The 23266-nt window shown below is 44.2% G+C and carries 29 protein-coding genes and 3 pseudogenes; 26 read left to right on the top strand and 6 right to left on the bottom strand.

All coding sequences use genetic code 11. The features are described from left to right. The first annotated feature begins 19 nt into the window (after positions 1–19). The 17 genes from rplF (at position 20) to prfA (ending at position 10984) form a co-directional block, all read left to right on the top strand. Entirely contained in the window at positions 20–568 is a 549-nt protein-coding gene (rplF, locus tag CAL7507_RS16945) for a 50S ribosomal protein L6 (RefSeq protein ID WP_015129709.1), read from the top strand. 2 nt (positions 569–570) lie between these two features. Next, on the top strand, positions 571–933 hold the full coding sequence (gene rplR, locus CAL7507_RS16940) for a 50S ribosomal protein L18 (protein ID WP_015129708.1): 363 nt from the start codon (positions 571–573) through the stop codon (positions 931–933). Between the two features lie 93 nt (positions 934–1026). Then, positions 1027–1554 (top strand): 30S ribosomal protein S5, encoded by a 528-nt coding sequence (gene rpsE, locus CAL7507_RS16935; protein ID WP_015129707.1) that lies wholly within the window; start codon positions 1027–1029, stop codon positions 1552–1554. 44 nt (positions 1555–1598) lie between these two features. Beyond that, positions 1599–2042, top strand: coding sequence for a 50S ribosomal protein L15 (rplO, locus tag CAL7507_RS16930; RefSeq protein WP_015129706.1), 444 nt, complete (start codon positions 1599–1601; stop codon positions 2040–2042). A gap of 131 nt (positions 2043–2173) precedes the next feature. Then, positions 2174–3487, top strand: coding sequence for a preprotein translocase subunit SecY (gene secY / locus CAL7507_RS16925; RefSeq protein WP_015129705.1), 1314 nt, complete (start codon positions 2174–2176; stop codon positions 3485–3487). Next, on the top strand, positions 3487–4038 hold the full coding sequence (locus CAL7507_RS16920; protein WP_015129704.1) for an adenylate kinase: 552 nt from the start codon (positions 3487–3489) through the stop codon (positions 4036–4038). Before secY ends, CAL7507_RS16920 begins: the two co-directional genes overlap by 1 nt. A 198-nt stretch (positions 4039–4236) precedes the next feature. Further along, entirely contained in the window at positions 4237–4461 is a 225-nt protein-coding gene (gene infA / locus CAL7507_RS16915) for a translation initiation factor IF-1 (protein WP_006276978.1), read from the top strand. 117 nt (positions 4462–4578) lie between these two features. Then, positions 4579–4692 carry a 50S ribosomal protein L36 gene (gene rpmJ / locus CAL7507_RS30930; protein ID WP_015129703.1) on the top strand — a complete coding sequence of 38 codons (114 nt, stop codon included), beginning with the start codon at positions 4579–4581 and terminating at the stop codon, positions 4690–4692. A 115-nt stretch (positions 4693–4807) separates the two neighbouring features. Further along, positions 4808–5188 carry a 30S ribosomal protein S13 gene (gene rpsM / locus CAL7507_RS16910; RefSeq protein ID WP_015129702.1) on the top strand — a complete coding sequence of 127 codons (381 nt, stop codon included), beginning with the start codon at positions 4808–4810 and terminating at the stop codon, positions 5186–5188. A gap of 54 nt (positions 5189–5242) precedes the next feature. Then, positions 5243–5638 carry a 30S ribosomal protein S11 gene (rpsK, locus tag CAL7507_RS16905; RefSeq protein WP_010998331.1) on the top strand — a complete coding sequence of 132 codons (396 nt, stop codon included), beginning with the start codon at positions 5243–5245 and terminating at the stop codon, positions 5636–5638. A 298-nt stretch (positions 5639–5936) separates the two neighbouring features. Next, positions 5937–6884: a DNA-directed RNA polymerase subunit alpha gene (locus CAL7507_RS16900; protein WP_015129701.1), complete on the top strand. Its 948-nt coding sequence runs from the start codon at positions 5937–5939 to the stop codon at positions 6882–6884. A gap of 33 nt (positions 6885–6917) precedes the next feature. Next, the gene (gene rplQ, locus CAL7507_RS16895) at positions 6918–7268 is read left to right on the top strand and encodes a 50S ribosomal protein L17 (protein ID WP_015129700.1); all 351 of its coding nucleotides are present in this window, start codon (positions 6918–6920) and stop codon (positions 7266–7268) included. A 110-nt stretch (positions 7269–7378) separates the two neighbouring features. After that, a complete protein-coding gene (gene truA, locus CAL7507_RS16890) occupies positions 7379–8233 on the top strand; it encodes a tRNA pseudouridine(38-40) synthase TruA (RefSeq protein ID WP_015129699.1) in 855 nt (284 codons plus the stop codon). 24 nt (positions 8234–8257) lie between these two features. Beyond that, positions 8258–8713: a 50S ribosomal protein L13 gene (gene rplM, locus CAL7507_RS16885; protein WP_015129698.1), complete on the top strand. Its 456-nt coding sequence runs from the start codon at positions 8258–8260 to the stop codon at positions 8711–8713. Further along, positions 8713–9129, top strand: coding sequence for a 30S ribosomal protein S9 (rpsI, locus tag CAL7507_RS16880; RefSeq protein WP_015129697.1), 417 nt, complete (start codon positions 8713–8715; stop codon positions 9127–9129). Before rplM ends, rpsI begins: the two co-directional genes overlap by 1 nt. 145 nt (positions 9130–9274) lie before the next feature. Next, positions 9275–9514 carry a 50S ribosomal protein L31 gene (rpmE, locus tag CAL7507_RS16875; protein WP_015129696.1) on the top strand — a complete coding sequence of 80 codons (240 nt, stop codon included), beginning with the start codon at positions 9275–9277 and terminating at the stop codon, positions 9512–9514. A 369-nt stretch (positions 9515–9883) separates the two neighbouring features. After that, complete coding sequence (gene prfA / locus CAL7507_RS16870) at positions 9884–10984, top strand: peptide chain release factor 1 (protein WP_015129695.1); 1101 nt, start codon at positions 9884–9886, stop codon at positions 10982–10984. Between the two features lie 9 nt (positions 10985–10993). On the opposite strand, the gene CAL7507_RS16865 is transcribed toward prfA, so the two are convergent. After that, positions 10994–11440: a hypothetical protein gene (locus CAL7507_RS16865; protein ID WP_015129694.1), complete on the bottom strand. Its 447-nt coding sequence runs from the start codon at positions 11438–11440 to the stop codon at positions 10994–10996. Between the two features lie 224 nt (positions 11441–11664). On the opposite strand from CAL7507_RS16865, the gene CAL7507_RS16860 reads away from it, so the two are divergent. The 9 genes and pseudogenes from CAL7507_RS16860 to CAL7507_RS16820 all read left to right on the top strand — a co-directional run bounded on the left by CAL7507_RS16860 (position 11665) and on the right by CAL7507_RS16820 (position 19689). After that, positions 11665–12027, top strand: a complete 363-nt coding sequence (locus tag CAL7507_RS16860) for a helix-turn-helix domain-containing protein (RefSeq protein WP_015129693.1) — start codon at positions 11665–11667, stop codon at positions 12025–12027. 132 nt (positions 12028–12159) lie between these two features. After that, positions 12160–13002, top strand: coding sequence for a ThuA domain-containing protein (locus CAL7507_RS16855; RefSeq protein ID WP_015129692.1), 843 nt, complete (start codon positions 12160–12162; stop codon positions 13000–13002). A gap of 76 nt (positions 13003–13078) precedes the next feature. Beyond that, on the top strand, positions 13079–13537 hold the full coding sequence (locus CAL7507_RS16850) for a DUF29 domain-containing protein (RefSeq protein WP_015129691.1): 459 nt from the start codon (positions 13079–13081) through the stop codon (positions 13535–13537). A gap of 311 nt (positions 13538–13848) precedes the next feature. Then, positions 13849–14358: a hypothetical protein gene (locus CAL7507_RS16845; RefSeq protein WP_015129690.1), complete on the top strand. Its 510-nt coding sequence runs from the start codon at positions 13849–13851 to the stop codon at positions 14356–14358. A 75-nt stretch (positions 14359–14433) separates the two neighbouring features. Continuing rightward, positions 14434–14703 (top strand): annotated as a pseudogene (locus CAL7507_RS16840) (Rpn family recombination-promoting nuclease/putative transposase); the annotation flags it as partial. Between the two features lie 155 nt (positions 14704–14858). Further along, positions 14859–16553: an ABC-F family ATP-binding cassette domain-containing protein gene (locus CAL7507_RS16835; protein WP_015129689.1), complete on the top strand. Its 1695-nt coding sequence runs from the start codon at positions 14859–14861 to the stop codon at positions 16551–16553. A 409-nt stretch (positions 16554–16962) separates the two neighbouring features. Beyond that, positions 16963–18561, top strand: a complete 1599-nt coding sequence (gpmI, locus tag CAL7507_RS16830; RefSeq protein WP_042342232.1) for a 2,3-bisphosphoglycerate-independent phosphoglycerate mutase — start codon at positions 16963–16965, stop codon at positions 18559–18561. Positions 18562–18647: 86 nt separating this feature from the next. Further along, a complete protein-coding gene (gene secG / locus CAL7507_RS16825) occupies positions 18648–18881 on the top strand; it encodes a preprotein translocase subunit SecG (protein ID WP_015129687.1) in 234 nt (77 codons plus the stop codon). Positions 18882–18891: 10 nt separating this feature from the next. Then, positions 18892–19689, top strand: a complete 798-nt coding sequence (locus CAL7507_RS16820) for a peptidase (protein WP_015129686.1) — start codon at positions 18892–18894, stop codon at positions 19687–19689. A 35-nt stretch (positions 19690–19724) separates the two neighbouring features. On the opposite strand, the pseudogene CAL7507_RS30925 reads toward CAL7507_RS16820, so the two are convergent. From CAL7507_RS30925 to CAL7507_RS16800, 5 genes and pseudogenes are all read right to left on the bottom strand, one after another. After that, a pseudogene (locus CAL7507_RS30925) lies at positions 19725–20233 on the bottom strand (hypothetical protein); the annotation flags it as partial. Further along, positions 20233–21006 (bottom strand): tRNA(His) guanylyltransferase Thg1 family protein, encoded by a 774-nt coding sequence (locus CAL7507_RS16810; RefSeq protein WP_015129685.1) that lies wholly within the window; start codon positions 21004–21006, stop codon positions 20233–20235. The pseudogene CAL7507_RS30925 and the gene CAL7507_RS16810, both read right to left, overlap by 1 nt. Beyond that, positions 20996–21445 carry an AAA family ATPase gene (locus tag CAL7507_RS16805; RefSeq protein WP_042341374.1) on the bottom strand — a complete coding sequence of 150 codons (450 nt, stop codon included), beginning with the start codon at positions 21443–21445 and terminating at the stop codon, positions 20996–20998. The genes CAL7507_RS16810 and CAL7507_RS16805 overlap by 11 nt, the downstream gene beginning before the upstream one ends. A gap of 94 nt (positions 21446–21539) precedes the next feature. After that, a pseudogene (locus CAL7507_RS31780) lies at positions 21540–21617 on the bottom strand (hypothetical protein); the annotation flags it as partial. A gap of 8 nt (positions 21618–21625) precedes the next feature. Next, a complete protein-coding gene (locus CAL7507_RS16800) occupies positions 21626–23242 on the bottom strand; it encodes an ATP-binding protein (RefSeq protein WP_015129683.1) in 1617 nt (538 codons plus the stop codon). Positions 23243–23266: the final 24 nt, after the last annotated feature.

Raw genomic sequence — 23266 nt, 5'->3', positions numbered from 1 at the left:
AAACAAAGGACACAAAATCATGTCTCGTATTGGTAAACGTCCAATTCCTATTCCCGCTAAAGTCCAAGTGGCGATCGATGGCACAAAGGTTGTGGTGAAAGGCCCGAAAGGTGAACTTTCTCGTAGCCTACCGGTAAATGTCATAGTTTCCCAAGAAGGGGAAATATTACATGTAACACGTAGAGATGAAACTCGCACCTCTAGGCAACTGCACGGTTTAAGCCGGACTTTAGTTGCCAACATGGTTGAGGGCGTTTCTCAAGGTTTCCAGCGCCGTCTAGAAATTCAAGGTGTTGGTTATCGGGCACAGCTTCAAGGTCGTAACCTAGTTTTAAACATGGGTTACAGCCATCAGGTGCAAATTGTGCCACCAGAAGGAATTCAATTTGCAGTTGAAGGAACCACTAACGTCATAGTCAGTGGCTATGACAAAGAAATTGTCGGCAATACAGCCGCAAAAATTCGCGCCGTTCGACCACCAGAACCTTACAAAGGTAAAGGTATTCGCTATACCGGTGAAGTGGTCAGACGTAAAGCTGGTAAGACTGGTAAGGGTGGTAAGAAGTAAAAATGAAACTTACTCGTAGAGAATCAAAACAGCGTCGCCATCGTCGCGTTCGTGGTAAGGTTAACGGTTCCTCGGAACGTCCACGGTTAGCCATATTTCGCTCGAATGAGCACATTTATGCTCAGGTAATTGATGATACTGAGCAAAATACTCTAGTAGCAGCTTCGACTGTAGAACCAGAGTTGAAATCTAGCTTGGCTTCCGGCGCTAACTGTGAAGCATCAGCGCAAGTTGGTAAATTAATTGCAGTGCGAGCGCTAGAAAAAGGTATTACAAAAGTAGTTTTTGATCGCGGTGGTAATCTTTATCACGGACGCATCAAAGCTCTAGCCGATGCAGCACGCGAGGCTGGTTTAGATTTCTAAATTGTCAGTGGTCAATAGTCTATAGTCAGTAGCAACTGACAACTGACAACTGACAACTGACGACTGACAACTGACATTGAGAGAGCATTAATTATGGCAACTGGTCGTCGTAAAGCTAACCGCGCAAAGAAAGAAGAAACCAACTGGCAAGAGCGAGTTATTCAGATCCGACGAGTGAGCAAGGTCGTCAAAGGAGGTAAAAAACTTAGCTTCCGAGCGATCGTCGTCGTCGGTAACGAACGCGGTCAAGTTGGTGTAGGAGTAGGCAAAGCCTCAGATGTTATCGGTGCCGTGAAAAAAGGTGTAGCCGATGGGAAAAAACATCTGATTGATATTCCCATCACCAAATCTAACTCCATTCCCCACCCCATTGATGGTACAGGTGGTGGAGCTAAGGTGATGATGCGCCCAGCAGCACCAGGTACTGGTGTAATTGCTGGTGGCGCTGTCCGGACTGTACTGGAGTTGGCTGGAGTTCGCAACGTCCTAGCCAAGCAACTAGGCTCCAACAATCCACTCAATAATGCTAGAGCCGCAGTCAACGCCCTCTCTACACTACGGACTTTGTCCGAAGTGGCTGAAGATCGGGGCGTACCTATTGAAAATCTCTACATTATTTAGTAGGGAAATCCAGAGTATTTGTGTAAAAAATCACTATTTACATCATGAGACTCAACGATGCCAAGCCCCAAAAAGGCTCAAAGAAACGCCGTAAGCGCGTAGGTAGAGGTATTTCAGCTGGTCAAGGTGCAAGTGCTGGTCTAGGTATGCGGGGTCAAAAATCTCGCTCTGGTAGTGGTACTCGACCTGGTTTTGAAGGTGGTCAACAGCCGTTATACCGCCGCTTACCTAAGTTGAAAGGCTTTCCGATTGTGAATCGGAAGATTTACACTACGATTAATGTAGAGAAGCTGTCCTCACTCCCTGCCAACACAGAAGTAACTTTGGATTCCTTAAAAGTTGCAGGTATCATTACTGCTGTCAAGGGACCACTGAAAGTTTTGGGTAATGGGGAATTGACTATTCCCCTCACAGTGAAAGCGGCTGCTTTTACAACCCAAGCTCGTAGCAAAATAGAAGCAGCTGGTGGGAGTTGGGAAGTTTCATAAAGGATGGAGCATGAAGGATGAAGGATAGAGAAAAATTTATACTACCCTTCTGTTAGCCGCCCTATGGGCGTCTACATACTTTATACTTCAAACTTTATACTTCATACTTCATACTTTCAAAGGTAGCACCTATGATCAGTCGCGACAAAGCCCCCACGGCTCAAGAAACTTTTATGCAGATGGCCCAAGCAGCTGGGTTAAGAGGTAGGCTGCTGGTTACCGTTGGTATTCTAATTTTGGTTCGTCTGGGCATATTTTTGCCAGTACCGGGAATTAATCGAGACCGTTTCCACGAAGCTATCTCAGGGAATAACTCCATATTTGGTTTATTGGATATTTTTTCTGGGCGGGGACTTTCGACTTTGGGAGTCTTTGCTTTGGGGATTCTGCCCTTCATTAATGCCTCTATTATCATCCAGTTGCTCACCGCAGCACTGCCATCTTTAGAAAATTTACAGAAAAATGAGGGTGAAGCGGGACGGCGGAAAATTTCGCAAATTACTCGCTATGTCACCGTCGGTTGGGCAATTATTCAAAGTACGGCTTTTTCGGCTTTATTCTTGCAACAATTTGCTTTAGAGCCAGGCCCCATATTTGTAGCTGAAACGGCGATCGCTCTGACTGCTGGTTCCATGTTCGTGATGTGGGCATCAGAACTAGTTACAGAACGAGGTATTGGTAATGGCGCATCTTTGTTGATTTTTGTCAACATTGTTGCCTCACTACCTAAATCTCTGGGTGATACCATCGACTTGGTGCAAGTTGGCGGACGGGAAATAGTGGGTCGCGTGATTGTACTGGTATTAGTATTCCTGTTTACAATTGTTGGTATTGTCTTTGTTCAGGAAGGCATTCGCCGCATCCCCATTATTTCAGCTCGTCGCCAAGTTGGCCGGCGGGTTCTGGCTGAACAACGCAGCTACTTACCTCTGCGGCTGAATGCTGGCGGCGTTATGCCCATCATTTTTGCTGCTGCCATCCTCAGTTTGCCACTACTGATTGCTAACTTCACTAAAAATCCGGAATTGGCAAACATCGTTAACAATTATTTGAGTCCCGGTGGCTCTCAAGCTTGGGCTTATGCCTTGGTGTACCTGATTTCTATTGTTTTCTTTAGTTACTTCTACTCTTCATTGATTGTCAACCCTGTAGATGTGGCACAGAACTTAAAGAAAATGGGTTCTAGTATTCCAGGAATTCGTCCAGGTAAGGCGACAAGTGAATATATCGAGCGGGTGATTAATCGACTGACTTTCTTAGGTGCTATCTTTTTGGGCTTTGTCGCTATTATCCCCACCGCTGTCGAAAGTGCTTTGGGTGTCCCAACCTTTAAGGGATTAGGAGCAACTTCTTTGTTGATTCTAGTTGGTGTGGCGATTGAGACAGCTAAACAAGTCCAAACCTATGTGATCTCTCAGCGCTACGAAGGAATGGTGAAACAATAGTGACGCGATTAATCTTCTTGGGACCGCCAGGGGCTGGTAAGGGAACTCAAGCTCAAGCTTTAGCTGAATTCTTGCATGTTCCTCACATTTCTACCGGGGAAATATTTAGACAAGCTATCAAAGAGCAAACTCCTTTAGGAACCATAGCTCAAAGTTATCTTGATAGAGGTGAGTTAGTTCCTGACGAGTTAACACAAAACTTGGTCAAGGAACGTCTCTCTCAACCAGATGCTCAATCTGGTTGGATTTTAGATGGCTTTCCCCGCAATGTGTCACAAGCAGCTTTTTTGGATGAATTGTTGGTGACAATTAATCAGAATGATGAAAGGGTAGTTAATCTGGATGCGCCAGATGAAATTGTCGTCGCCCGTCTACTGGAACGCGGTAGAAAAGATGATAGCGAAGAAGTGATTCGTCGTCGCTTAGAAGTTTACCGTGACGAGACGGCACCCTTGATTGATTATTATGGCGATCGCCAAAAGCTGCTCACTGTCAACGGCAATCAATCCCCAGAAGAAGTCACTACCGAATTACAGAAAGTAATCGCTTGAGGTATAAGGAGGATGAGGAGGATAAGAGGAAATAGTGATTATTCATTGCTTCCTCATCTTCCCCACTCTCGTCAAGATAAACGCAAAATTTCGCTAAGATATATTAATAAACTGTTGATATTTTTCGTGAAATGTGTTCTCTTGCAGGTGAAGGTACTGCAACAGAATAGGAGATTGTTGAGTTGAGGAAAAAACAAATTGTCTAAGCAAGATTTGATTGAAATGGAAGGCACAGTTACGGAGTCATTGCCCAACGCGATGTTTCGCGTTGATTTAGACAATGGCTTTAACGTACTGGCACACATTTCTGGCAAAATTCGCCGTAATTACATCAAGATTTTACCTGGCGATCGCGTCAAAGTGGAGTTAACCCCCTACGACTTGACAAAGGGTAGAATTACCTACCGACTACGCAAGAAGTAAGTATTATGTAGAAAATCCTACCATAAAATCACCATGTTAGGTAGTGCCTAGTGATCTAACTGACTATTTTCCTAAAAAATGCTATAATGTCCTATTTGGAGTCAAACTAATAAAGGCATGAAAGTCAGAGCCTCAGTCAAAAAAATCTGTGAAAAGTGTAACGTGATCAAACGTCGTGGTCGCGTCATGGTGATTTGTGTTAATCCCAAGCACAAGCAACGTCAAGGATAACGCTCTGAGCATCAGAGTAGTTCCACTGGGACATAAAAACACCAGTAACAAATCGAAATGCGATTAATCGCGTTTTTTCAACAGCAATTGCGAAAACAAGAGGGAGAGATTCATTGTGGCACGGATTGCCGGAGTAGACCTGCCACGCGATAAACGCGTTGAGATAGGTCTAACATACATTTACGGAATTGGTTTATCTAGGTCGCAAGAGATTTTAGCGGCCACAGGTGTCAACCCAGACACTCGTGTTAAAGAATTAAGTGATGCTGACGTCACCGCCCTGCGAGGAGAAATCGAGAGCAACTATCAAGTTGAAGGAGATTTGCGGCGGTGGGAGGCGATGAACATTAAGCGCCTCGTTGACATTGGCACTTACAGGGGACGCCGTCATCGTATGGGACTACCAGTAAGAGGACAAAGAACCCGTACAAATGCCAGAACCCGTCGTGGAAGAAGGCAGACAGTGGCTGGGAAGAAGAAAGCACCAGGCAAATAATATTTCAACGCTTGCTCTTGTTAGCAAGCCTTACCTTAAATTAACTAGACAAATATGGCGCGACAACCAACAAAAAAATCCGGGAGCAAAAAGCAGAAACGGAACGTACCCAACGGGATGGCTTACATCCAGTCTACTTTCAACAATAGCATTGTCACCATTACCGATCAAAACGGCGATGTCATATCCTGGGCTAGTGCAGGTTCTAGCGGTTTTAAGGGAGCAAAAAAGGGAACTCCCTTTGCAGCACAAACCGCCGCAGAAAGCGCCGCTCGCCGAGCCATCGATCAAGGAATGCGCCAAATTGAGGTCATGGTCAGTGGTCCAGGAGCAGGTAGAGAAACTGCTATCCGCGCCCTCCAAGGAGCAGGCCTGGAAATTACACTGATTCGGGATATTACCCCAATTCCTCACAATGGTTGCCGTCCACCCAAGCGCCGCCGAGTTTAGAAATAACCTGTGATTGCTGCTTGAACATCTAGTTTACGGCGATCGCAGGATGAAGATTGATCAACTTTAGCCAGCTTGGGCGGCAAAAAATCGACAGCTCCTCCCATTGAGAGAGCTACTCAACTTCAGAAAACCCAAAATATCATTAGCGCCCATGAGCTTAATAGGGGAATCAAACTCTACCAACATTGGATGTTAAAAGTTTGATCTACCTGAAACTAGCTCAGGGTTAGGAAGTAAATTCGGGAGGCAATTGATTTGCCTGTTAGCAGCACCTTAAGGAAAGGGAGGCAACTCCGTGGCGCAATTTCAAATTGAATGTGTAGAGTCAAGTACTGAAGAAAGTCGAAGCCATTATAGTAAATTTGTCCTCGAACCTCTAGAACGTGGACAAGGAACGACAGTTGGCAACGCATTGAGGCGAGTTTTACTGTCTAATCTAGAGGGTACAGCAGTTACAGCAGTTAGGATTGCGGGCGTTTCACACGAGTTTGCCACAGTTCCAGGCGTGCGAGAAGACGTACTGGAAATCCTCATGAAAATGAAGGAAGTCATCCTCAAAAGCTATTCCTCTCAACCCCAGATTGGTCGCTTGCTCGTTAACGGTCCGACAACAGTCACTGCGGCACATTTTGATTTACCCAGTGAAGTAGAAGTCATCGACCCGACCCAGTATGTAGCCACTCTAGCGGAGGGGGGCAAACTGGAAATGGAATTTCGGATCGAAAAAGGTAAAGGTTATCGCACTGTAGAACGGGGACGAGAGGAAGCCACATCTTTGGACTTTCTGCAAATCGACTCAGTGTTTATGCCAGTCAGAAAAGTTAACTATAGCGTCGAAGAAGCCCGTGGTGAAGGTTCCATCACTAAAGATCGACTGCTATTAGAAGTTTGGACAAATGGTAGTGTCTCCCCCCAAGAAGCACTATCATCGGCTGCGGGAATTCTCGTAGATTTATTCAACCCGTTGAAAGATATCTCACTGGAACCAACGGATACCGGCTCAGATATTCCAGACGATCCCACCGCCCAAATTCCCATCGAAGAGTTACAGCTTTCTGTACGGGCATATAACTGTCTCAAACGAGCGCAAGTTAACTCTGTAGCCGACTTATTGGATTACACCCAAGAAGACCTGTTAGAAATTAAAAACTTTGGTCAGAAGTCAGCAGAAGAGGTTGTTGAAGCTTTACAGCGACGCCTAGGTATCACCCTACCCCAAGAAAGAGGCTCCAAGCACACCTAAGCCCAAACCGTTCATAATTCATAGTGGATTGTTATGCGTCACCGTTGTCGGGTCAAAAAACTCAGTAAACCAGCAGACCAGCGCCGCGCCCTGCTACGCGCGCTGACCACCGAACTGGTGCGTCATGGTAGAATCACCACCACTTTAATCCGAGCTAAGGTTCTGCGAAGCGAAGTGGACAAAATGATCACCTTAGCCAAAAACGGCTCCTTAGCATCACGCCGAGAAGCTCTTGGCTATATTTACGATAAATCACTAGTTCATGCTCTATTTGAGCAAGCACCAACTCGGTATGCTAATCGCCAAGGTGGTTACACCCGCATCCTGCATACCGTACCTCGTCGGGGTGATAATGCTGAAATGGCAATAATTGAACTAGTTTAAGTCAAGAGTCAAGAGGAGACGCTGCGGTCTTCTCCCGCAGAGAGAGGCTAAAAGTCAAAGATTTTACTTTGAACACCGTAAATCCTCTAAACAAATGACAAACGACATGTATGTTAGATAGCCACCAGCCTACAGAAACTCACAGAGTAGCTCTGGTAATTCAATACCAGGGCACTCATTTTCATGGCTGGCAAAGGCAAAACCAACAGCGTACAGTCCAAGAAGAAGTAGAAACAGCGATCGCCCAAGTTCTTGGGTATCATGTAACACTACATGGGGCAGGGCGAACCGATGCCGGGGTTCACGCCGCAGCTCAAGTAGCCCATTTTGAAGCCACAGGTTTGATCCCGCCACACAAATGGGCAACTATTCTTAATAGCTATCTGCCCCAAGATATATTAATAAGAGCTTCAGCAAGTGTAGAGAGCCGCTGGCACGCTCGCTTTAGTGCAGCCTATCGACGGTATCGTTACACACTGTTCACTGAAGACAGACCGAACTTGTTCGTGTCGCCCTTCAGTTGGCATTATTATTATGCAACCCTGGACGAATCGCTAATCCAGGCCGCCCTAAAACCTCTGCTGGGAAAGCATGATTTAGCAGCTTTCCATCGCGCCGGGTCAAAGCGATCGCATTCCTGGGTAGAAGTGCAAGCAGCAGAGTGTATTCGCAGTGGGCCATTTATCCATATTGAAATTCAGGCAGATGGATTTTTGTATGGCATGGTGCGGCTCTTGGTAGGCATGTTGGTACAAGTAGGTTCTGGGCAACGTCCCCTGACAAACTTTATCCAACTCTGGCAAGAAAAGCGCCGGGAAGAAGTCAAATATGCCGCACCTCCCCAAGGCTTATGCCTATTGCGAGTCGGCTATCCAGACTTTCCCTTTCCTCAAGAGATTTGGTACGACACCCTGCCAAAGTTAATTATTAGTCAAGAGTCATTAGTAACAACAAATGACTCTTGACAAAGGACAAAGGACAAATGACAAATGACTAAAACCTACCTTCCTCCTCAAAAATCCCTCCAACACGAGTGGTACATAGTAGATGCCACCGACCAACGCCTCGGTCGTCTCGCCAGCGAAATCGCTCAGGTGTTACGAGGCAAAAACAAACCCGAATTCACTCCCCACATGGATACAGGCGATTTTGTCATTGTGATTAATGCCGAAAAAGTCGCAGTTACAGGCAAAAAACGCACTCAAAAGCTCTACCGTCGCCATTCAGGTCGTCCTGGGGGGATGAAAACAGAAACCTTTGCCAAGCTGCAACAGCGCCTACCAGAAAGGATTGTCGAACACGCTATCAAAGGTATGCTACCCAAAAATAGCTTGGGTAAGCACTTATTTACCAAGCTGAAAGTCTATGCTGGGCCTACTCACCCCCACGAAGCACAGCAACCCAAAGAACTGAAAATTAGTACAATTCCAGGAGCAGAAAACTAATGGTAGTAGCAGAAGCTAACAGCGGTCGCGCCGTATATTGGGGCACTGGCCGTCGTAAGTCCTCAGTCGCACGGGTCCGTCTGGTTCCAGGCGAAGGTAAGCTGACCGTGAATGGCAAGGACGGAGTATTGTATTTCCAATTCAACGCCAACTATTTAGGCGTGATTAAAGCTCCTTTAGAAACGTTGGGACTGGAAAACGAATACGACATTTTGGTTAAAGCTGAAGGTGGTGGTTTGACCGGACAAGCTGATTCTATTCGCCTGGGAGTTGCCCGCGCCTTGTGTCAACTAGACCCAGATAATCGCTCACCGTTAAAAACAGAAGGCTACTTGACTCGCGATCCCAGAGCAAAAGAGCGGAAAAAATACGGTTTGCACAAAGCCCGCAAAGCACCTCAGTACTCCAAACGATAGGTATCGGGTATTGGGTATTGGGGAATTCAATTTTGAATTTAGCTTCAATCTAAAATCCAAAATCTAAAATCTAAAATCCTCAGTTCCTAGTATCTGACCTCGTCTAAAAGTTATAATTTTTAATAGATTCACCACAAAAGGAACAATGGCAAAATCTGATCTTCATCCCAAGTGGTATCCAGATGCTAAAGTTTACTGCAACGGTCAAGTTGTAATGACTGTAGGCTCTACCAAGCCAGAACTGCATGTAGATGTTTGGTCTGGAAACCACCCCTTCTACACTGGTACTCAGAAAATTATTGACACCGAAGGTCGCGTAGAACGCTTCCTCCGCAAATACGGTATGTCTAGCACTCAAGCAGCTGACGATACAAACAAAAAGTAGCGAGTTGGCTCTGCTGTTAACGACGACCCTGCATCTGCTGGGTCGTTTGTCATTTTAATCAGTTAACAGTTATCAGTCCAGGACTTACGCACAACACAACGACAGTAGGGGTAATACCCTGCGGGAAGCCGCTCTGCGTCTACATGAATTACCCCTACGTAAAAATCAGGTTTTCGGTCACATTTTGCGTAAGTCCTACAGTCGTAAAAGCGCCCAAAAGATAAACCCCGAAGTCACTTTAGGGGCAGTTGGTGTCGTATCTTGCCAAACGATGAAGCTGTTAACTGATACTTCGACTTCGCTCAGTATAGGTAACTGATAACTGTTACTGCTTGAGCCAACTTGTTATTTTTAAGGAGCGTTGTTGTCATGGCTGAAACATACCTACTAGAAAAACTCAAATCTGTTGAACAAACTTTTAATGAATTAACCCGTCGTCTTGGTGACCCAGATACCGCTAGCAATCCTGATGAGTATCAAAAAATTGCCAAGTCTCGTTCTTCATTGGAAGAGGTAGTTAATACCTACGATACTTGGAAAACTGCCCAGGAAGAATTATCAGGGGCACGTCAGGTACTCAAAGAAGCCAATAGCGATCCGGAGTTGCAAGAAATGGCAGCCCTGGAAGTAGATGAACTGGTACAAAAACTTAACTATCTAGAGGATAGGTTGAAGGTTTTACTGTTACCCAGCGATCCCAATGATGATAAAAACATCATGTTAGAAATTCGTGCTGGTACTGGTGGTGATGAAGCTAGTATCTGGGTAGGAGATTTACTGCGAATGTACTCCCGCTATGCCGATGTCCAGGGCTGGCGAGTAAAATCTGTCAGTGCATCTGAAGGTGAAATGGGCGGATTTAAAGAAGTAATTCTAGAAATTCAGGGTGATAGCGTTTACAGCAAACTGAAGTTTGAAGCCGGAGTCCATCGTGTACAGCGTGTACCAGCAACAGAAGCTGGGGGACGGGTTCACACCTCCACCGCAACTGTAGCAATTATGCCTGAGGTGGATGAGGTGGAAATCCACATCGACCCCAAGGATATTGAAATGAGTACGGCGCGTTCTGGTGGTGCTGGTGGACAAAACGTCAACAAGGTGGAAACAGCCGCTGACTTATTCCACAAACCGACTGGTATCCGGATTTTTTGTACAGAAGAGCGTAGCCAGTTGCAGAACAAAGAACGGGCGATGCAAATCTTGCGGGCGAAGTTGTATGAGATGAAGTTACGTGAACAACAGGAAGCTGTAACTTCAATGAGGCGATCGCAAGTCGGGACAGGATCGCGATCGGAAAAAATTCGCACTTATAATTATAAAGATAACCGCGCCACTGATCACCGTCTAGGACAGAACTATTCCTTGAATCCTGTCTTAGAAGGCGATTTGGAGACGCTGATCCAATCTTGTATATCTCAAGACCAGCAGGAACGTTTGGCAGAGTTAGCTGCTTCTGGTGTTACCAACTAATCTGGGTTTTTAAATAACAGATAAAACCGCTTGTGGTATTGTTGTATCTAACACACATAAGCGGTTTTCTAATGCCACTTGAAGTATCTCTTCCACGTTATAGGAGTAGTGATAACACGCAAATTCGTACTGCATAATGTAATTTAATTTGATCAATTCCTTCAGTGTGTGGCAGCCATCAACTAACTTTTCTACTTCCTTTTGCCAACGTGCAAAAATTCGGTAACTGAAAAAGCTACTGCACACATTACCTTTGTGATCCCAGAAGGAAATACAAACCTGATGCTTGAGGCAGTTAATTTTTTTGATTTGCTTAACACCGTAACCTTGGCCTTGCAGTGCTTCTTTAGCCTCTGTGTCGGAAATGTGCCACTGTTCTGGTTTAATCTTATTAGTGGCTATCAAGTTTTTACCTTGACGACGATATTGCTTGCCTTTGCGTAGCTTGCGAAACATGATGCACTCTTTCTCTATGATTTGATTGCAAGCTTACTCTTAAGAATTTTCACGATAAAATAAATTAGTCTAATGATGCTTTCTAGAGATGCACTTGCAGGTAGAGTTGCAATTTGCAATTCTACATTTAGAATACCATTAGCAAGCTAACTTGTAAATGCCTAAATTAAAAATTTATCGGCAACAAAGTAGACCAGTAAGTTGAGTGGAAAAATACTACACCAGTGGATTTAGAGGCGAGAAAGAAACTTATTGAAGTTGTGAAAATGGCTCGTGGTTCTATGAGTCAAAGGGGTTTTGGTAAGCTGCTGGGCGTTTCCGCGACTGCAGTACAACTGTGGGAAAAGGGAGAATCAATTCCAGATACACAGAACTTGGCTAACATCGCCGCCAGAGCGGGTTATACAATGGAGGAACTGCTTAACTACCTTGGTTTGAAACCAATGTCAGAATCATCGGATGTTAACCAGATAGTCAAGTATATCAAGTCTATGCCATTGAGTGAAGTAGCAATTATTGGTAGAGCTGCGATGGATAGATTAGCTACTGCGGCTGAAGCGTCAGTAGATGAAGCAAAAGCAATTTGAATATTGGTTCGGTATGATTAGCAGCTAAAAACCGCAAGATTATCCTTGCACCGAAAGTAAGATTTGCAGACGATGTGTGGCAGTAAAATGCTAACTGGCTACTCTTACCACAATGCACAAGGACATTGAAAAATGATCAAAAAGTTTTCTAAATGCATATTTTTAGCGTTTTTTATTTTATTTTTTTCCACGCCGACTTGTGCTGAGTCTCCACCATCCAAAAATGTATATAAAAAAAAAGATGATAAATCTTCCCTACTTGAGTCTATGCCAAAAAGGCGTCTGCACGGTTTGCTAATTACCGGTGGATGCTGTCACAATTATAATTTTCAAACTGCGGCAATTCTAGAGGCGGTAAAGAAATTTACGGCAGATGACTGGAAAATTATCGATGAAGGAGGGAATGGCACGAAAGCGCAGATCCCTCTTTATAACAACCCTGACTGGGCAAAGGGATACGATATCATTGTTCACAATGAATGTTTTGCGGACACATCTGATCCAGATTACATTCAAAAAATTACCAGGGTACATGCATCAGGTACACCAGCGGTGGTGATTCACTGTGCTATGCATACCTATCGTGCAGCGGAAATTGATGACTGGCGTCAGTTTCTGGGAGTCAGCAGTTACAAACACGAGAATCTGGACCGATACTCAATATCGAAAGTTTTGCCAAACCATCCGATTATGATAGCAGTTCCTGATAACTGGGTTGTTAACAGCGATGAACTGTATGTGATTGAGAAAATCTGGCCAAAAACAAAAGTGCTAGCTACGGCTATTAACAATACGAATAGTTCTGCCTATCCTGTCGCCTGGATTAGCACCTATGGAAAAGCGCGTGTTTTCGGAACCACTTTGGGACATTCTGAGGACACATTTAGAGATCCTGTTTATCTTGATATGTTAGCAAGAGGTATTCTGTGGGCAGCTGGCTTTATTCCTGATCCTCGTGAGAAATTGCCAAAGTAGTAATTTAACTAATAACATTTTGAGTATTTTAACTGATTGACAAAAGTGGCTTTATCTTAATCTATTATGGATGGATATGGACAAACCTTTTCTATATGACCAAGACTTCTATGGATGGACACAGCAACAGGCTCAAGCTTTAGAGCAGAGGCTAGTTCAGCAACTAGACTGGCTACATCTGCAAGAGGAAATTCAAGCTTTGGGGAGACAGGAGTATAGGGAATTGGTAAGTCGCTTGAGTGTATTACTCGGACACCTCTTGAAGTGGGAGTATCAACCAGAACAACGCTCTCGCAGTTGGTTTTTAACAATTCGAGAACAACGCCGCACTATCCTGAGACATCTAAGACAGAATCCTAGTTTAAAGTCTCGCATCGCAGAAGCTTTGTTAGATGGCTTTGAGGCGGGAGTCGATTTAGCGCTACGAGAAACTAATTTACCATTAAGAACTTTTCCAGAGAATAGCCCTTATTTATTTGAGGATGCGATCGCAGAAAATTTTCTCTGTGATACTAGTCAAGACTGGGAAGGTTAATTTCTGGTATTTTTCTTGATGAATTTATCATATGGGAATAGACAAAGCTTTTCAACGCTTTCCCTGGCTCAAAGATTCATTAGATTTCTGTGCTTATTGGTGTCAGTTTGCTAACAATCATATTAATGATCAAGCTAGATTTGGCTGATCAGAGATATATCTACATGTGTAGCTAAAAAGCTTATATAGCGGGTTTAAAGGGGCGAGATAGTACGTCAACACAATCCCACATTTAAAATAGTGTAACCCCTGGCGGGTGATGAAAAAGGGCTTTAAAATGGTGAAGGCTTAAATTTTCTCAGGGTGCAGATATGTCGCTACATAATGAAATCTTGGATTGGGAATGTTCATCAAAGACTCCCTACATACCAATTTACCATAAAGGCGATTTGGTCGGTTTTTTTAAACAGGAATATGCCAGCGAAGTTATTAAGTTTTTAAATGAGGAAGCAGTTTTAACCAAAGCACTGAAAATAGCTTGCACTGATTTAATTAGAAAAACTGGCGGTGATACCAGTCAAGTCAAGCAGATGATGAAAAAATATATCAAAATCAGTGAGCGCCCAAAGTATGGAACTAGAGCGATCGCTCTTTTATTGGGTGAGAGACAAAAGGAGCTAGACTTGAATAGTCAAGAATTTACTAAATTCTGCGATACCTTCAAAATATCTCCTACGGAACTGAATAATATTTACGCTGGCGAAGTAGTTGATGATATTTTATTAGCGCCACTCTCACGCATATTAGGGATATCAAAAGAACATTTGCTGCAAGTCAGAGATGGTTCAGAAGAGGAAACAGAAAGTATGAGCAAAAATTGAAATTTTAAAATCTTAGTCAAAAATCGTGAAAACCGACAGTATTTTCTATCGAATATTTCAAGAATTTCCTAACATCTAATAGAAACTATCTTGTTTTACAAGTTTCCCATAATGAGTAGGGAGGATATGGAGCAAATGTTTGGCTTAAGCGAATTAAAGCAAACCAGATTTTATCAGGAAGCCTTTCAGGAAGGCATTGAACAAGGCATTGAACAGGGTGAACTTAAAGGTAAACTAAAAGCAGTACCAGCAATGCTGGCAGTTGGGTTGACTGTAGAACAAGTAGCAGAGGCGTTAGATTTAAGTGTCGAAGCAGTCAGACAAATAACACAAAGTCAGCCTTGAGAAAGATGCGGTAAGTTTTATGGGTGAATGAGGCCAAATTTGGTTTGCGCCTCTCCAGATTTTTTTATGACGATTTTTCAGTTAAATTTTGTTAAGATTAACACGGTGATAGTACATCCTCTCCAACCATCCATTCCCTACCTCAGAGAAACTTGATGCTGCGACTTGAACATATCAGTAAAATTTATCCCACAGGCGAAGTTCTCAAAGATATCAACTGGGAAGTCAAACCAGGCGATCGCATTGGCTTAGTCGGTGTCAACGGTGCGGGAAAATCCACCCAACTGAAAATCATCTCCGGAGAGATGGAACCCACCGCTGGCGAAATCATTCGTCCTGCTAGCCTACATATAGCTTACCTCAACCAAGAGTTTGAAGTAGACCCTAGTCGGACTGTCAGAGAAGAATTTTGGACAGTATTTAAGGAAGCTAACCAAGTACAGTTGTCTCTGGCGCAGGTAACGCAAGAGATGGAAACCGCTACCCCGGAAGAACTGGATCACCTGATCAACAAGTTGGATCGTTTACAGCGCCAGTTTGAAGCATTGGATGGCTATGGCTTAGAGGCACGCATTGGCAAAATTTTACCAGAGATGGGATTTGAACCAGAAGATGGCGATCGCCTAGTGAGCGCTTTCTCTGGTGGTTGGCAAATGCGGATGAGTTTGGGTAAAATCCTGCTGCAAAAACCTGATTTATTGCTGCTGGATGAACCGACAAACCATCTAGACTTAGAAACCATTGAGTGGCTGGAAAATTACCTCAAAGGGCTAATTACCCCAATGGTGATAGTTTCCCATGACCGAGAGTTTCTTGACCGCCTCTGCACTCAAATTGTGGAAACTGAACGTGGTGTTTCCGCTACCTACCTGGGTAATTACTCAGCCTACCTCCAACAAAAAGCTGAAAATCAATCAGCACAACTGAGTGCTTACGAACGCCAGAAAAAAGAACTCGATAAGCAGCAAACCTTTGTGGACAGATTCCGCGCCAGTGCTACCCGCAGTACCCAAGCGAAAAGCCGCGAAAAGCAACTAGAAAAAGTTGAGCGCATTGAAGCACCAATCGCTGGCGTCAGAACCCTGCAATTCCGCTTTCCTCCCGCACCCCGCAGTGGCCGAGAGGTAGTGCAAATCAAGGATTTAACTCATGTCTATGGTGACAAAATTCTCTTTTTAGCAGCGAATCTGCTGATTGAAAGAGGCGATCGCATTGCTTTCTTAGGCCCCAATGGCGCAGGGAAATCGACGCTGTTGCGGGTAATTATGGGTACGGAACCACCCACAGAAGGTAGCGTCACCCTGGGTGAACATAACGTTATCCCTGGATATTTTGAGCAAAATCAGGCGGAAGCTTTGGACTTGAACAAAACCGTCATGGAAACGATCCATGATGAAGTCCCTGATTGGAAAAACGAAGAAGTCCGCACGCTTCTGGGTAGCTTTTTATTCACTGGTGACACAGTATTTAAACAGGTAAACGCATTAAGTGGGGGGGAAAAAGCGCGTTTAGCCTTAGCAAAAATGCTCTTACGTCCAGCAAACTTACTAATTTTGGATGAACCGACAAACCACCTAGATATTCCAGCTAAAGAAATGTTGGAACAAGCCATCCAGAACTATGATGGCACGGCAATTGTAGTTTCCCACGACCGTTATTTTATATCTCAGGTAGCTAACAAAATCGTGGAAATTCGTGATGGTGAATTCCGCGTTTATCTGGGGAATTATCACTACTATCTAGAGAAAATCGCTGAAGAAAAAGAACAAGCAAAATTAGAGGCGATCGCTGCGGAAAAAGCAGCAAAGAAAGCTGCTAAAACTGCTAAAACTTCCGCAAAACGCAAATGAAGTATAGTATTTATCGACAAGCGTGAGGTACATCGGTAAGGGCATGGCAGTGCCATGCCCCTACACAGCGTGATATATTTTTGTACTTCATTTGAATGGGAAGCGCTATAGCATTTGTTCTCTACTACTTATTTACTCAAAAAATCCTAAATCATCCTTAAGAAACTACTAGATCCCCGACTTCTTGAAAGAAGTCGGGGATCTATGGCTTTTATTTCTCACAAGTATTTATGGCCAGATTATGCCCACCTAATTATCACAAAAAATATGCAACAATTCCTAAAGTTAAAAAAAATCTAAGAAAAATTTAAATCATTCACAAAAGAAGTTAATAAGCAGAAATTCACTTGCGGCGGTGATTAGCAATGGTATCATTCGGGTATTACAAAAAGTAAAGGGCAATTTTACTATGACCAAGGCACCTGTTGCTCCTGTGGTGCTAGTCATTTTAGACGGATGGGGCTACTGCGAGGAGAAGCGAGGAAATGCTATTGTCGCCGCTAAAACTCCAGTCATGGATAGCTTATGGACAGCTTATCCGCACACCCTCATTCGCACATCAGGAAAAGCCGTAGGGTTGCCAGAGGGTCAAATGGGCAACTCAGAAGTTGGTCATTTGAACATTGGCGCTGGGCGAGTCGTACCACAAGAATTAGTACGCATCTCCGATGCCGTTGAAGACGGTTCTATCCTCAGCAACCCAGCACTTGTCAAGATTTGCCAAGAAGTTCGCTCTAGCAATGGCAAGCTACACCTAGTAGGGCTTTGTTCTGAAGGTGGGGTACATTCTCACATCAGCCATCTATTCGGACTACTCGACTTAGCCAAGCAAGAGCGAATTGCAGAAGTTTGTATCCACGCAATTACTGATGGACGTGATACCACTCCCACAGATGGTGTAAAAGTAATTGGGTTGTTGCAAGACTACTTAGACCGCATCGGCATTGGGCGGATAGCCACCCTTAGTGGTCGTTACTACGCGATGGATCGCGATCACCGCTGGGATCGGGTCAAACGCGCTTACGACGTGATGACGCAAGATGGAGCAGGTGATGGACGCAAGGCTGTAGAAGTCTTGCAAACCTCTTACTCTGAAGGGGTGACAGATGAATTCATCGCTCCATTACGCCTTGCTCCTGGTGCAATAGAACCAGGGGATGGCGTAATATTTTTCAACTTCCGCCCCGATCGCGCTAGACAACTAACCCAAGCTTTTGTCAGTCCCAAGTTCACAGGCTTTGAAAGACAGCAAATCAAGCCGCTATCGTTTGCTACCTTCACGCAATACGATTCAGACTTACCAGTGGCCGTGGCCTTTGCACCTCAGAACCTCAGTAATATTCTGGGAGAAGTCATAGCCAATCGGGGTCTAAATCAGTTTCGTACTGCCGAAACAGAAAAATACGCCCATGTCACCTACTTCTTTAATGGTGGATTAGAGGAGCCTTTCCCAGGGGAAGACCGAGAATTGGTCAGCAGTCCAATGGTGGCGACTTATGACAAAGCCCCAGCAATGTCAGCAGAAGCCGTAACCGATGTAGCGATCGCTGCTGTGGAAAAGCGCATCTACTCCCTAGTGGTGATTAACTATGCTAACCCAGACATGGTAGGGCATACTGGTCAAATAGCAGCGACGATCGCCGGAGTGGAAAAGGTCGATAGCTGTTTAGGTCGCCTACTCAGCAGCATTACCAAAGTCGGCGGGACAACGATTATTACTGCTGACCACGGCAACGCCGAGTATATGCTAGATGAGACAGATAATCCCTGGACAGCCCATACCACTAACCCCGTTCCTTTCATCTTGGTGGAAGGAGAAGGAGTAAAAATCCCTGGACATGGTACAGATGTCGAACTGCGAAACGATGGCAAGTTAGCCGACATTGCTCCCACAATTCTGGAGATTTTACAACTACCCCAGCCGTCAGAAATGACAGGGCGATCGCTCGTGAAAGCAGCAGAATATGATGTGCAACGCACTCGTACTCCTGTGCAAGCCAGTATGTAAAATGGGAGACAGTTACCTGTTAACTGTTAACAGTTAACTGTCTCCTCTGTGTTGAAATTTATTATCTATTTATTTAGATCCCTACCATGACAGCTTCTAACATTGTGCAAGGCATTTGGGCGTTTTCCGCCGCTGGTTTGATTATTTTGGTTTTGCTACATAGCCCCAAAGGTGACGGGATTGGTGCTATTGGTGGACAAGCCCAATTATTTAGTAGCACCAAAAGTGCAGAAAATACCTTGAACCGAGTTACTTGGGCATTGACAGTAATTTTTCTCGGTTTAACGGTGGTTTTAAGCGCCGGCTGGTTGCCTAAATAAGGATAGGGAAATGGGCAAAACCACCCAACACCCAACCCTAATACATTCAATTTCACGGCGCTTACTCACAGCCCTTGCCTTATTTATTGGCACAGGGCTGCTTGTCATTTTAACTAATCCTCCCCTCCTCTCCCTCCCCCCATCTCTCCCAACACCCCATCCCCTACCCCCGACACTCGCGCAGTGGGAAGATAACACCAACAGTGGAGATTATTTTGCTCAAATTACACCTACTCAAGTTGGTTATTTAGTTTGGTCACAGTTCCCAGTGCGAGTTTATGTAGAACCGCCAAAAGCAGTTAGCGATGAGCAGCAGCAAGTATGGCTTGCAGGTGTTTTACAGGCTATACAAGAGTGGAATACATATTTACCTTTATTGGTAGTCGAACAACCAGAAATTGCTGATATCAAGGTTGTGCGACAAGCGCCACCGTTGCAAATTTCTCCTGGCGATAAAATTCCCAGGGCGCGTTCTGCTCAAACTAGCTATGAGTTATATGGCAACAACAATGTTTTATCTCACCGCTTCACTATCTTGTTGAGTCCTAGTCAAACAGGTGAGTATGTGCAAGCAGCTACACGTCACGAACTCGGTCATGCTTTAGGAATTTGGGGTCATAGTCCGCTACAAACCGATGCTCTTTATTTTTCCCAAGTGCGTCAACCGCCTGCAATTTCCCTGAGAGATGTAAATACTTTGAAACGGGTTTATGAACAGCCAACTAGTTTGGGGTGGTCTTTAGTGGATAGTGAAAAAGCAGGGGGTGGAAAAATTAGGGACAAATTATTTGTATCAGGCATTTTGTGAAATAGTATAACAGATCCCTGCCCCTTGCCTCTATTTCAAAGTCGTGGATCGACGGGTTCGCTTTCCAGTGCCAGAATGCCGAAAACACATTCATGGACGCGGCGCAGAGGGCTATGGGCGACAAAGCGCTCCAATGCTTCAACACCCAAGGCAAACTCGCGCATCGCCAAAGAACACTTGTGAGATAAGCCCCGTTGGCGCAGACGTTGCAGATTCTCTGGGGCTGAATATTCAGCGCCATAGATAATCCGCAGATATTCTTGTCCGCGACATTTCACTACAGGCTGGACAATGCCGCGACTACCTTGAACGATAAAGTCCATCGGCTTGACAACCATACCTTCACCCCCGATCACTATTGGCGGTAAGCACTGACATACTGATGTGCCATATCTGCACGCTGTTGGTAATGACTGAGTTGGGTGCTGATATCTACGCCGCGATCGCTTGCTTGTTGTAAACTGCTAACAGCATCATTAAGAGCAACGCATGATGACACTCCCACAGGAGCATACTGTTGTCGCAGTAGTCCCTGTGCTTTGGCTAGAGTAACAAATGAGGGTTATTCAAAAGTTTGGCAATAAACTTGCTGTACTCATCCTTCATTGGCAAGTCCAAATCTCGCCTGACGCGTCGCCGTAGTGCTGGGACAGTTTCACCGCTGATTGGGTTGAATCCCTGCTTTTGGTATTCTTCCCAATACAGCCCCACACCTCGTTTTTGCCAATTGGGCAGATGATTAAAATTAATCCCATGCTGGAATAATAATTCGTTTTTATCGGCAACAGATAACCCTTTCATCATGCTGGTTGCTTCAGTTACACTTTTGCCATCTCGACGCAGACACCAGTAACAATGAGCATTGAGAGCATTTCTGTGGGCATCCTCACTGCGCCAACGAAAATAATTTACGACTTCTTCTATATTAGGAAGCTGCGAAATGCGACAGTCAAAGCAGCCAATAGCACCTAATAGTAAAGAAAATTTGGCGCTGGCTTCACCTGCTAAAACTGAATTGAGTTTTCTTAATTTGCGGTTGAAAGTGTTTTCTTGTTGAGCAAACAGTAGAGAGATTTCATCACTTTGGGTATAACCATAAGTGATATCTAACCCGCAGTTTAACAAATGTTCGACAGTTGCCAGCATCAAATCTCGAAAGCGAATATCGTAGGGAGCCTCAAATTGATGCACTTCTTTTGTCAGGCGAGTAAAGCTGCGTCCATCTAATCTTGCAACTATGTAAAGTCCAGGTAGCACACAATAATCGTGTGCTGTCTCAAACACCCGCATTTTGCTATCAAGTTCATCAAATTTCACGGTTCCATTCCTCAACAACAAATGAATTATTTAAGTCATTTTTCACCGAATAAAGTGTATCAAACTCTTCGTTCCAACTCGGTAATTCCAGCTTTTTATACGTTGCTAACAGTCCAACCAAAGGTACAATTTCTTCAGGAGGTCTTTGGCTATTTCGTTGCTTGCAGTCTTCTAGTTGAGACTGAAAGTAGTAACCCACAATGCGGAAACCTTTCACTTTCGCTGGAGTAATATAGCGTTTTCTTTCTTCCACCGTTGGGTTAGTATTGTCCACAACAAAACGCTGTTTAGTTTCTAAACAAGTTTGCAGAAAAATTTGCTCTCGATGACGAGTTTTGAGCATATCAAGGTTAATGCGGATGTGAGTATTAAAGAAGCGATCGCGATAAAAGGTAGATTTACCTGCTCCCTGGATTCCTACAAAAATAATTGCTTCCATAATCGATGATGATATTAGGAGTTACGGCGAAACACCGCCATTTGTGTGGGTGAACCAACTTCTGGATCTTCCGTTCCTATCAGTTGAAATTCCACTGTACTAATTCTGGTAAGTCTTTGCAGCGCCCTCCTAAGGCCGTGCTAAACACCTGAGCGATCGCTACACTCAAATAGAACCGTGTCATAACTCAACCAGTGCGGCAATTGCAGCTACTAGTTTTGAGGGATCGGCTGGTTTAGTGATATGAAGTTGAAATCCAGCTGTTAAAACCTGTTTTTGTGTAGTTTCTGCGGCGTAAGCAGTTAGGGCGATCGCGGGAATCTGTCCACCTTGATTAGCAGGCATTGCTCGTAATTTTTGGATCAAAGTGTAGCCATCAACTTCTGGCATACCCAGATCGCTCAACAGCAGGTCTGGTTTTGACTGTGCTATGATATGGAGTGCAATGCTTGCGGATGCTGCACTTCTCACGATCGCTCCCTCTTGTTCCAATAAGAAGACAAGAAACTCGCGGGTATCAGCATCATCATCCACAACTAATAACTGTACCCCTTCTAGTGGAGCATGGAGCATAGATAATGAATAGGAATCTTCAGATATATTCCGATCTTCAATTTGGACTTCCCGATTCTCTTGAACCACCGGTAGGCAAACTGTAAATGTCGCGCCTTGCCCCTCGCCAGGGCTTTGTGCCCAAACTCTACCACCATGCAACTCGACAAGTTGGCGCACGATCGCCAAACCAAGTCCTAAGCCGCCAGAACTTCGGCTGGTACTACTATCTGCCTGACGGAAATACTCGAATACGTGTGGCAGAAAATCAGGATTAATACCTTTACCCGTATCACAGACTCTCAGTTCTATCTGAGAATCAATCTGTTCTAAGTAGACTTCGACTTTTCCACCAGACGGTGTGAATTTAATGGCGTTAGAGAGTAAATTCCAAACAACTTGTTGAAGACGACTACTATCACCCTTAACTTGTCCAATGTCTATATTTAGATCAAGATTAATTTGAATAGACTTTGCTTCTGCTGCTAATTGCACTGTCTCTAAGGCAGCTTCAATAGTAAAAGCCAGATCAACGGCTTCTAAATTCAGTGCTAGCTTACCCCGGAGAATGCGGGAGATATCCAACAAGTCTTCAATCAACTGAGCCTGTAGTACAGCATTTCGTTCGATTGTCTCCAGGGCACGCACAGTAGTAGCTTCGTTTAATGAGCGCTTTTTCAGTAGCTTTGTCCAACCCAAAATTGGATTAAGCGGAGAACGAAGTTCGTGAGAAACAATTGCCAGAAATTCATCTTTGATGCGGTTTGCTACCTCAGCTGCTTGTTGCGCTTTCTGGCGTTCTTCTGCTACTGCTAGTGCTTGATCTCGTAAGTTTTTATATTCCTGAACTCGAAAAGTTAAATCTGTGAAATCTTCAATTGAGAACAGGGCATAAAACTTATTTTCGTCTAATGCAGACACAGCAGTTACAGTTGTCTGCTGAATGCGATATTTATTTTCAGATATTGGTATAGGAATAACATATTTATGCAGTTGAGAAGAAAATATTGCGGGAGGACCCCCTTGAAAAATTTGATCCAATCGACTAGTATAACGAGGCTGATTCAAATGAGGAAAATATTCATGAATAGAATTTCCTAAAATTTGATTTCGGGAAATTTTTGTCCATTCCTCTAAGCAGCAGTTCCAAAATAAAACAATGTAATCTGACTGTAGAACAAAAGATCCTAAAGGCATCTTATCTAAAAGGCTAAATTTTTCATTAGCTTGTTCTATAATATTCATTGTTTTAACATAATGTCTCAATAT

It is taken from the genome of Calothrix sp. PCC 7507 (assembly GCF_000316575.1).
Classification (GTDB): domain Bacteria; phylum Cyanobacteriota; class Cyanobacteriia; order Cyanobacteriales; family Nostocaceae; genus Fortiea.
Note: the sequence above shows the minus strand (reverse complement) of the source record. Positions and strands in the feature narration are given on the sequence as shown.

What these genes read in the sequence shown, in the direction of transcription:
- rplF (WP_015129709.1), top strand. Translation starts at nt 20, where the DNA reads ATGTCTCGTATTGGTAAACGTCCAATTCCTATTCCCGCTAAAGTCCAA.
- rplR (WP_015129708.1), top strand. Translation starts at nt 571, where the DNA reads ATGAAACTTACTCGTAGAGAATCAAAACAGCGTCGCCATCGTCGCGTT.
- rpsE (WP_015129707.1), top strand. Translation starts at nt 1,027, where the DNA reads ATGGCAACTGGTCGTCGTAAAGCTAACCGCGCAAAGAAAGAAGAAACC.
- rplO (WP_015129706.1), top strand. Translation starts at nt 1,599, where the DNA reads ATGAGACTCAACGATGCCAAGCCCCAAAAAGGCTCAAAGAAACGCCGT.
- secY (WP_015129705.1), top strand. Translation starts at nt 2,174, where the DNA reads ATGATCAGTCGCGACAAAGCCCCCACGGCTCAAGAAACTTTTATGCAG.
- rpmJ (WP_015129703.1), top strand. Translation starts at nt 4,579, where the DNA reads ATGAAAGTCAGAGCCTCAGTCAAAAAAATCTGTGAAAAGTGTAACGTG.
- rpsK (WP_010998331.1), top strand. Translation starts at nt 5,243, where the DNA reads ATGGCGCGACAACCAACAAAAAAATCCGGGAGCAAAAAGCAGAAACGG.
- rplQ (WP_015129700.1), top strand. Translation starts at nt 6,918, where the DNA reads ATGCGTCACCGTTGTCGGGTCAAAAAACTCAGTAAACCAGCAGACCAG.
- truA (WP_015129699.1), top strand. Translation starts at nt 7,379, where the DNA reads ATGTTAGATAGCCACCAGCCTACAGAAACTCACAGAGTAGCTCTGGTA.
- rplM (WP_015129698.1), top strand. Translation starts at nt 8,258, where the DNA reads ATGACTAAAACCTACCTTCCTCCTCAAAAATCCCTCCAACACGAGTGG.
- rpsI (WP_015129697.1), top strand. Translation starts at nt 8,713, where the DNA reads ATGGTAGTAGCAGAAGCTAACAGCGGTCGCGCCGTATATTGGGGCACT.
- rpmE (WP_015129696.1), top strand. Translation starts at nt 9,275, where the DNA reads ATGGCAAAATCTGATCTTCATCCCAAGTGGTATCCAGATGCTAAAGTT.
- prfA (WP_015129695.1), top strand. Translation starts at nt 9,884, where the DNA reads ATGGCTGAAACATACCTACTAGAAAAACTCAAATCTGTTGAACAAACT.
- CAL7507_RS16865 (WP_015129694.1), bottom strand. Translation starts at nt 11,440, where the DNA reads ATGTTTCGCAAGCTACGCAAAGGCAAGCAATATCGTCGTCAAGGTAAA.
- CAL7507_RS16855 (WP_015129692.1), top strand. Translation starts at nt 12,160, where the DNA reads ATGATCAAAAAGTTTTCTAAATGCATATTTTTAGCGTTTTTTATTTTA.
- CAL7507_RS16850 (WP_015129691.1), top strand. Translation starts at nt 13,079, where the DNA reads ATGGACAAACCTTTTCTATATGACCAAGACTTCTATGGATGGACACAG.
- CAL7507_RS16845 (WP_015129690.1), top strand. Translation starts at nt 13,849, where the DNA reads ATGTCGCTACATAATGAAATCTTGGATTGGGAATGTTCATCAAAGACT.
- CAL7507_RS16835 (WP_015129689.1), top strand. Translation starts at nt 14,859, where the DNA reads ATGCTGCGACTTGAACATATCAGTAAAATTTATCCCACAGGCGAAGTT.
- gpmI (WP_042342232.1), top strand. Translation starts at nt 16,963, where the DNA reads ATGACCAAGGCACCTGTTGCTCCTGTGGTGCTAGTCATTTTAGACGGA.
- secG (WP_015129687.1), top strand. Translation starts at nt 18,648, where the DNA reads ATGACAGCTTCTAACATTGTGCAAGGCATTTGGGCGTTTTCCGCCGCT.
- CAL7507_RS16820 (WP_015129686.1), top strand. Translation starts at nt 18,892, where the DNA reads ATGGGCAAAACCACCCAACACCCAACCCTAATACATTCAATTTCACGG.
- CAL7507_RS16805 (WP_042341374.1), bottom strand. Translation starts at nt 21,445, where the DNA reads ATGGAAGCAATTATTTTTGTAGGAATCCAGGGAGCAGGTAAATCTACC.
- CAL7507_RS16800 (WP_015129683.1), bottom strand. Translation starts at nt 23,242, where the DNA reads ATGAATATTATAGAACAAGCTAATGAAAAATTTAGCCTTTTAGATAAG.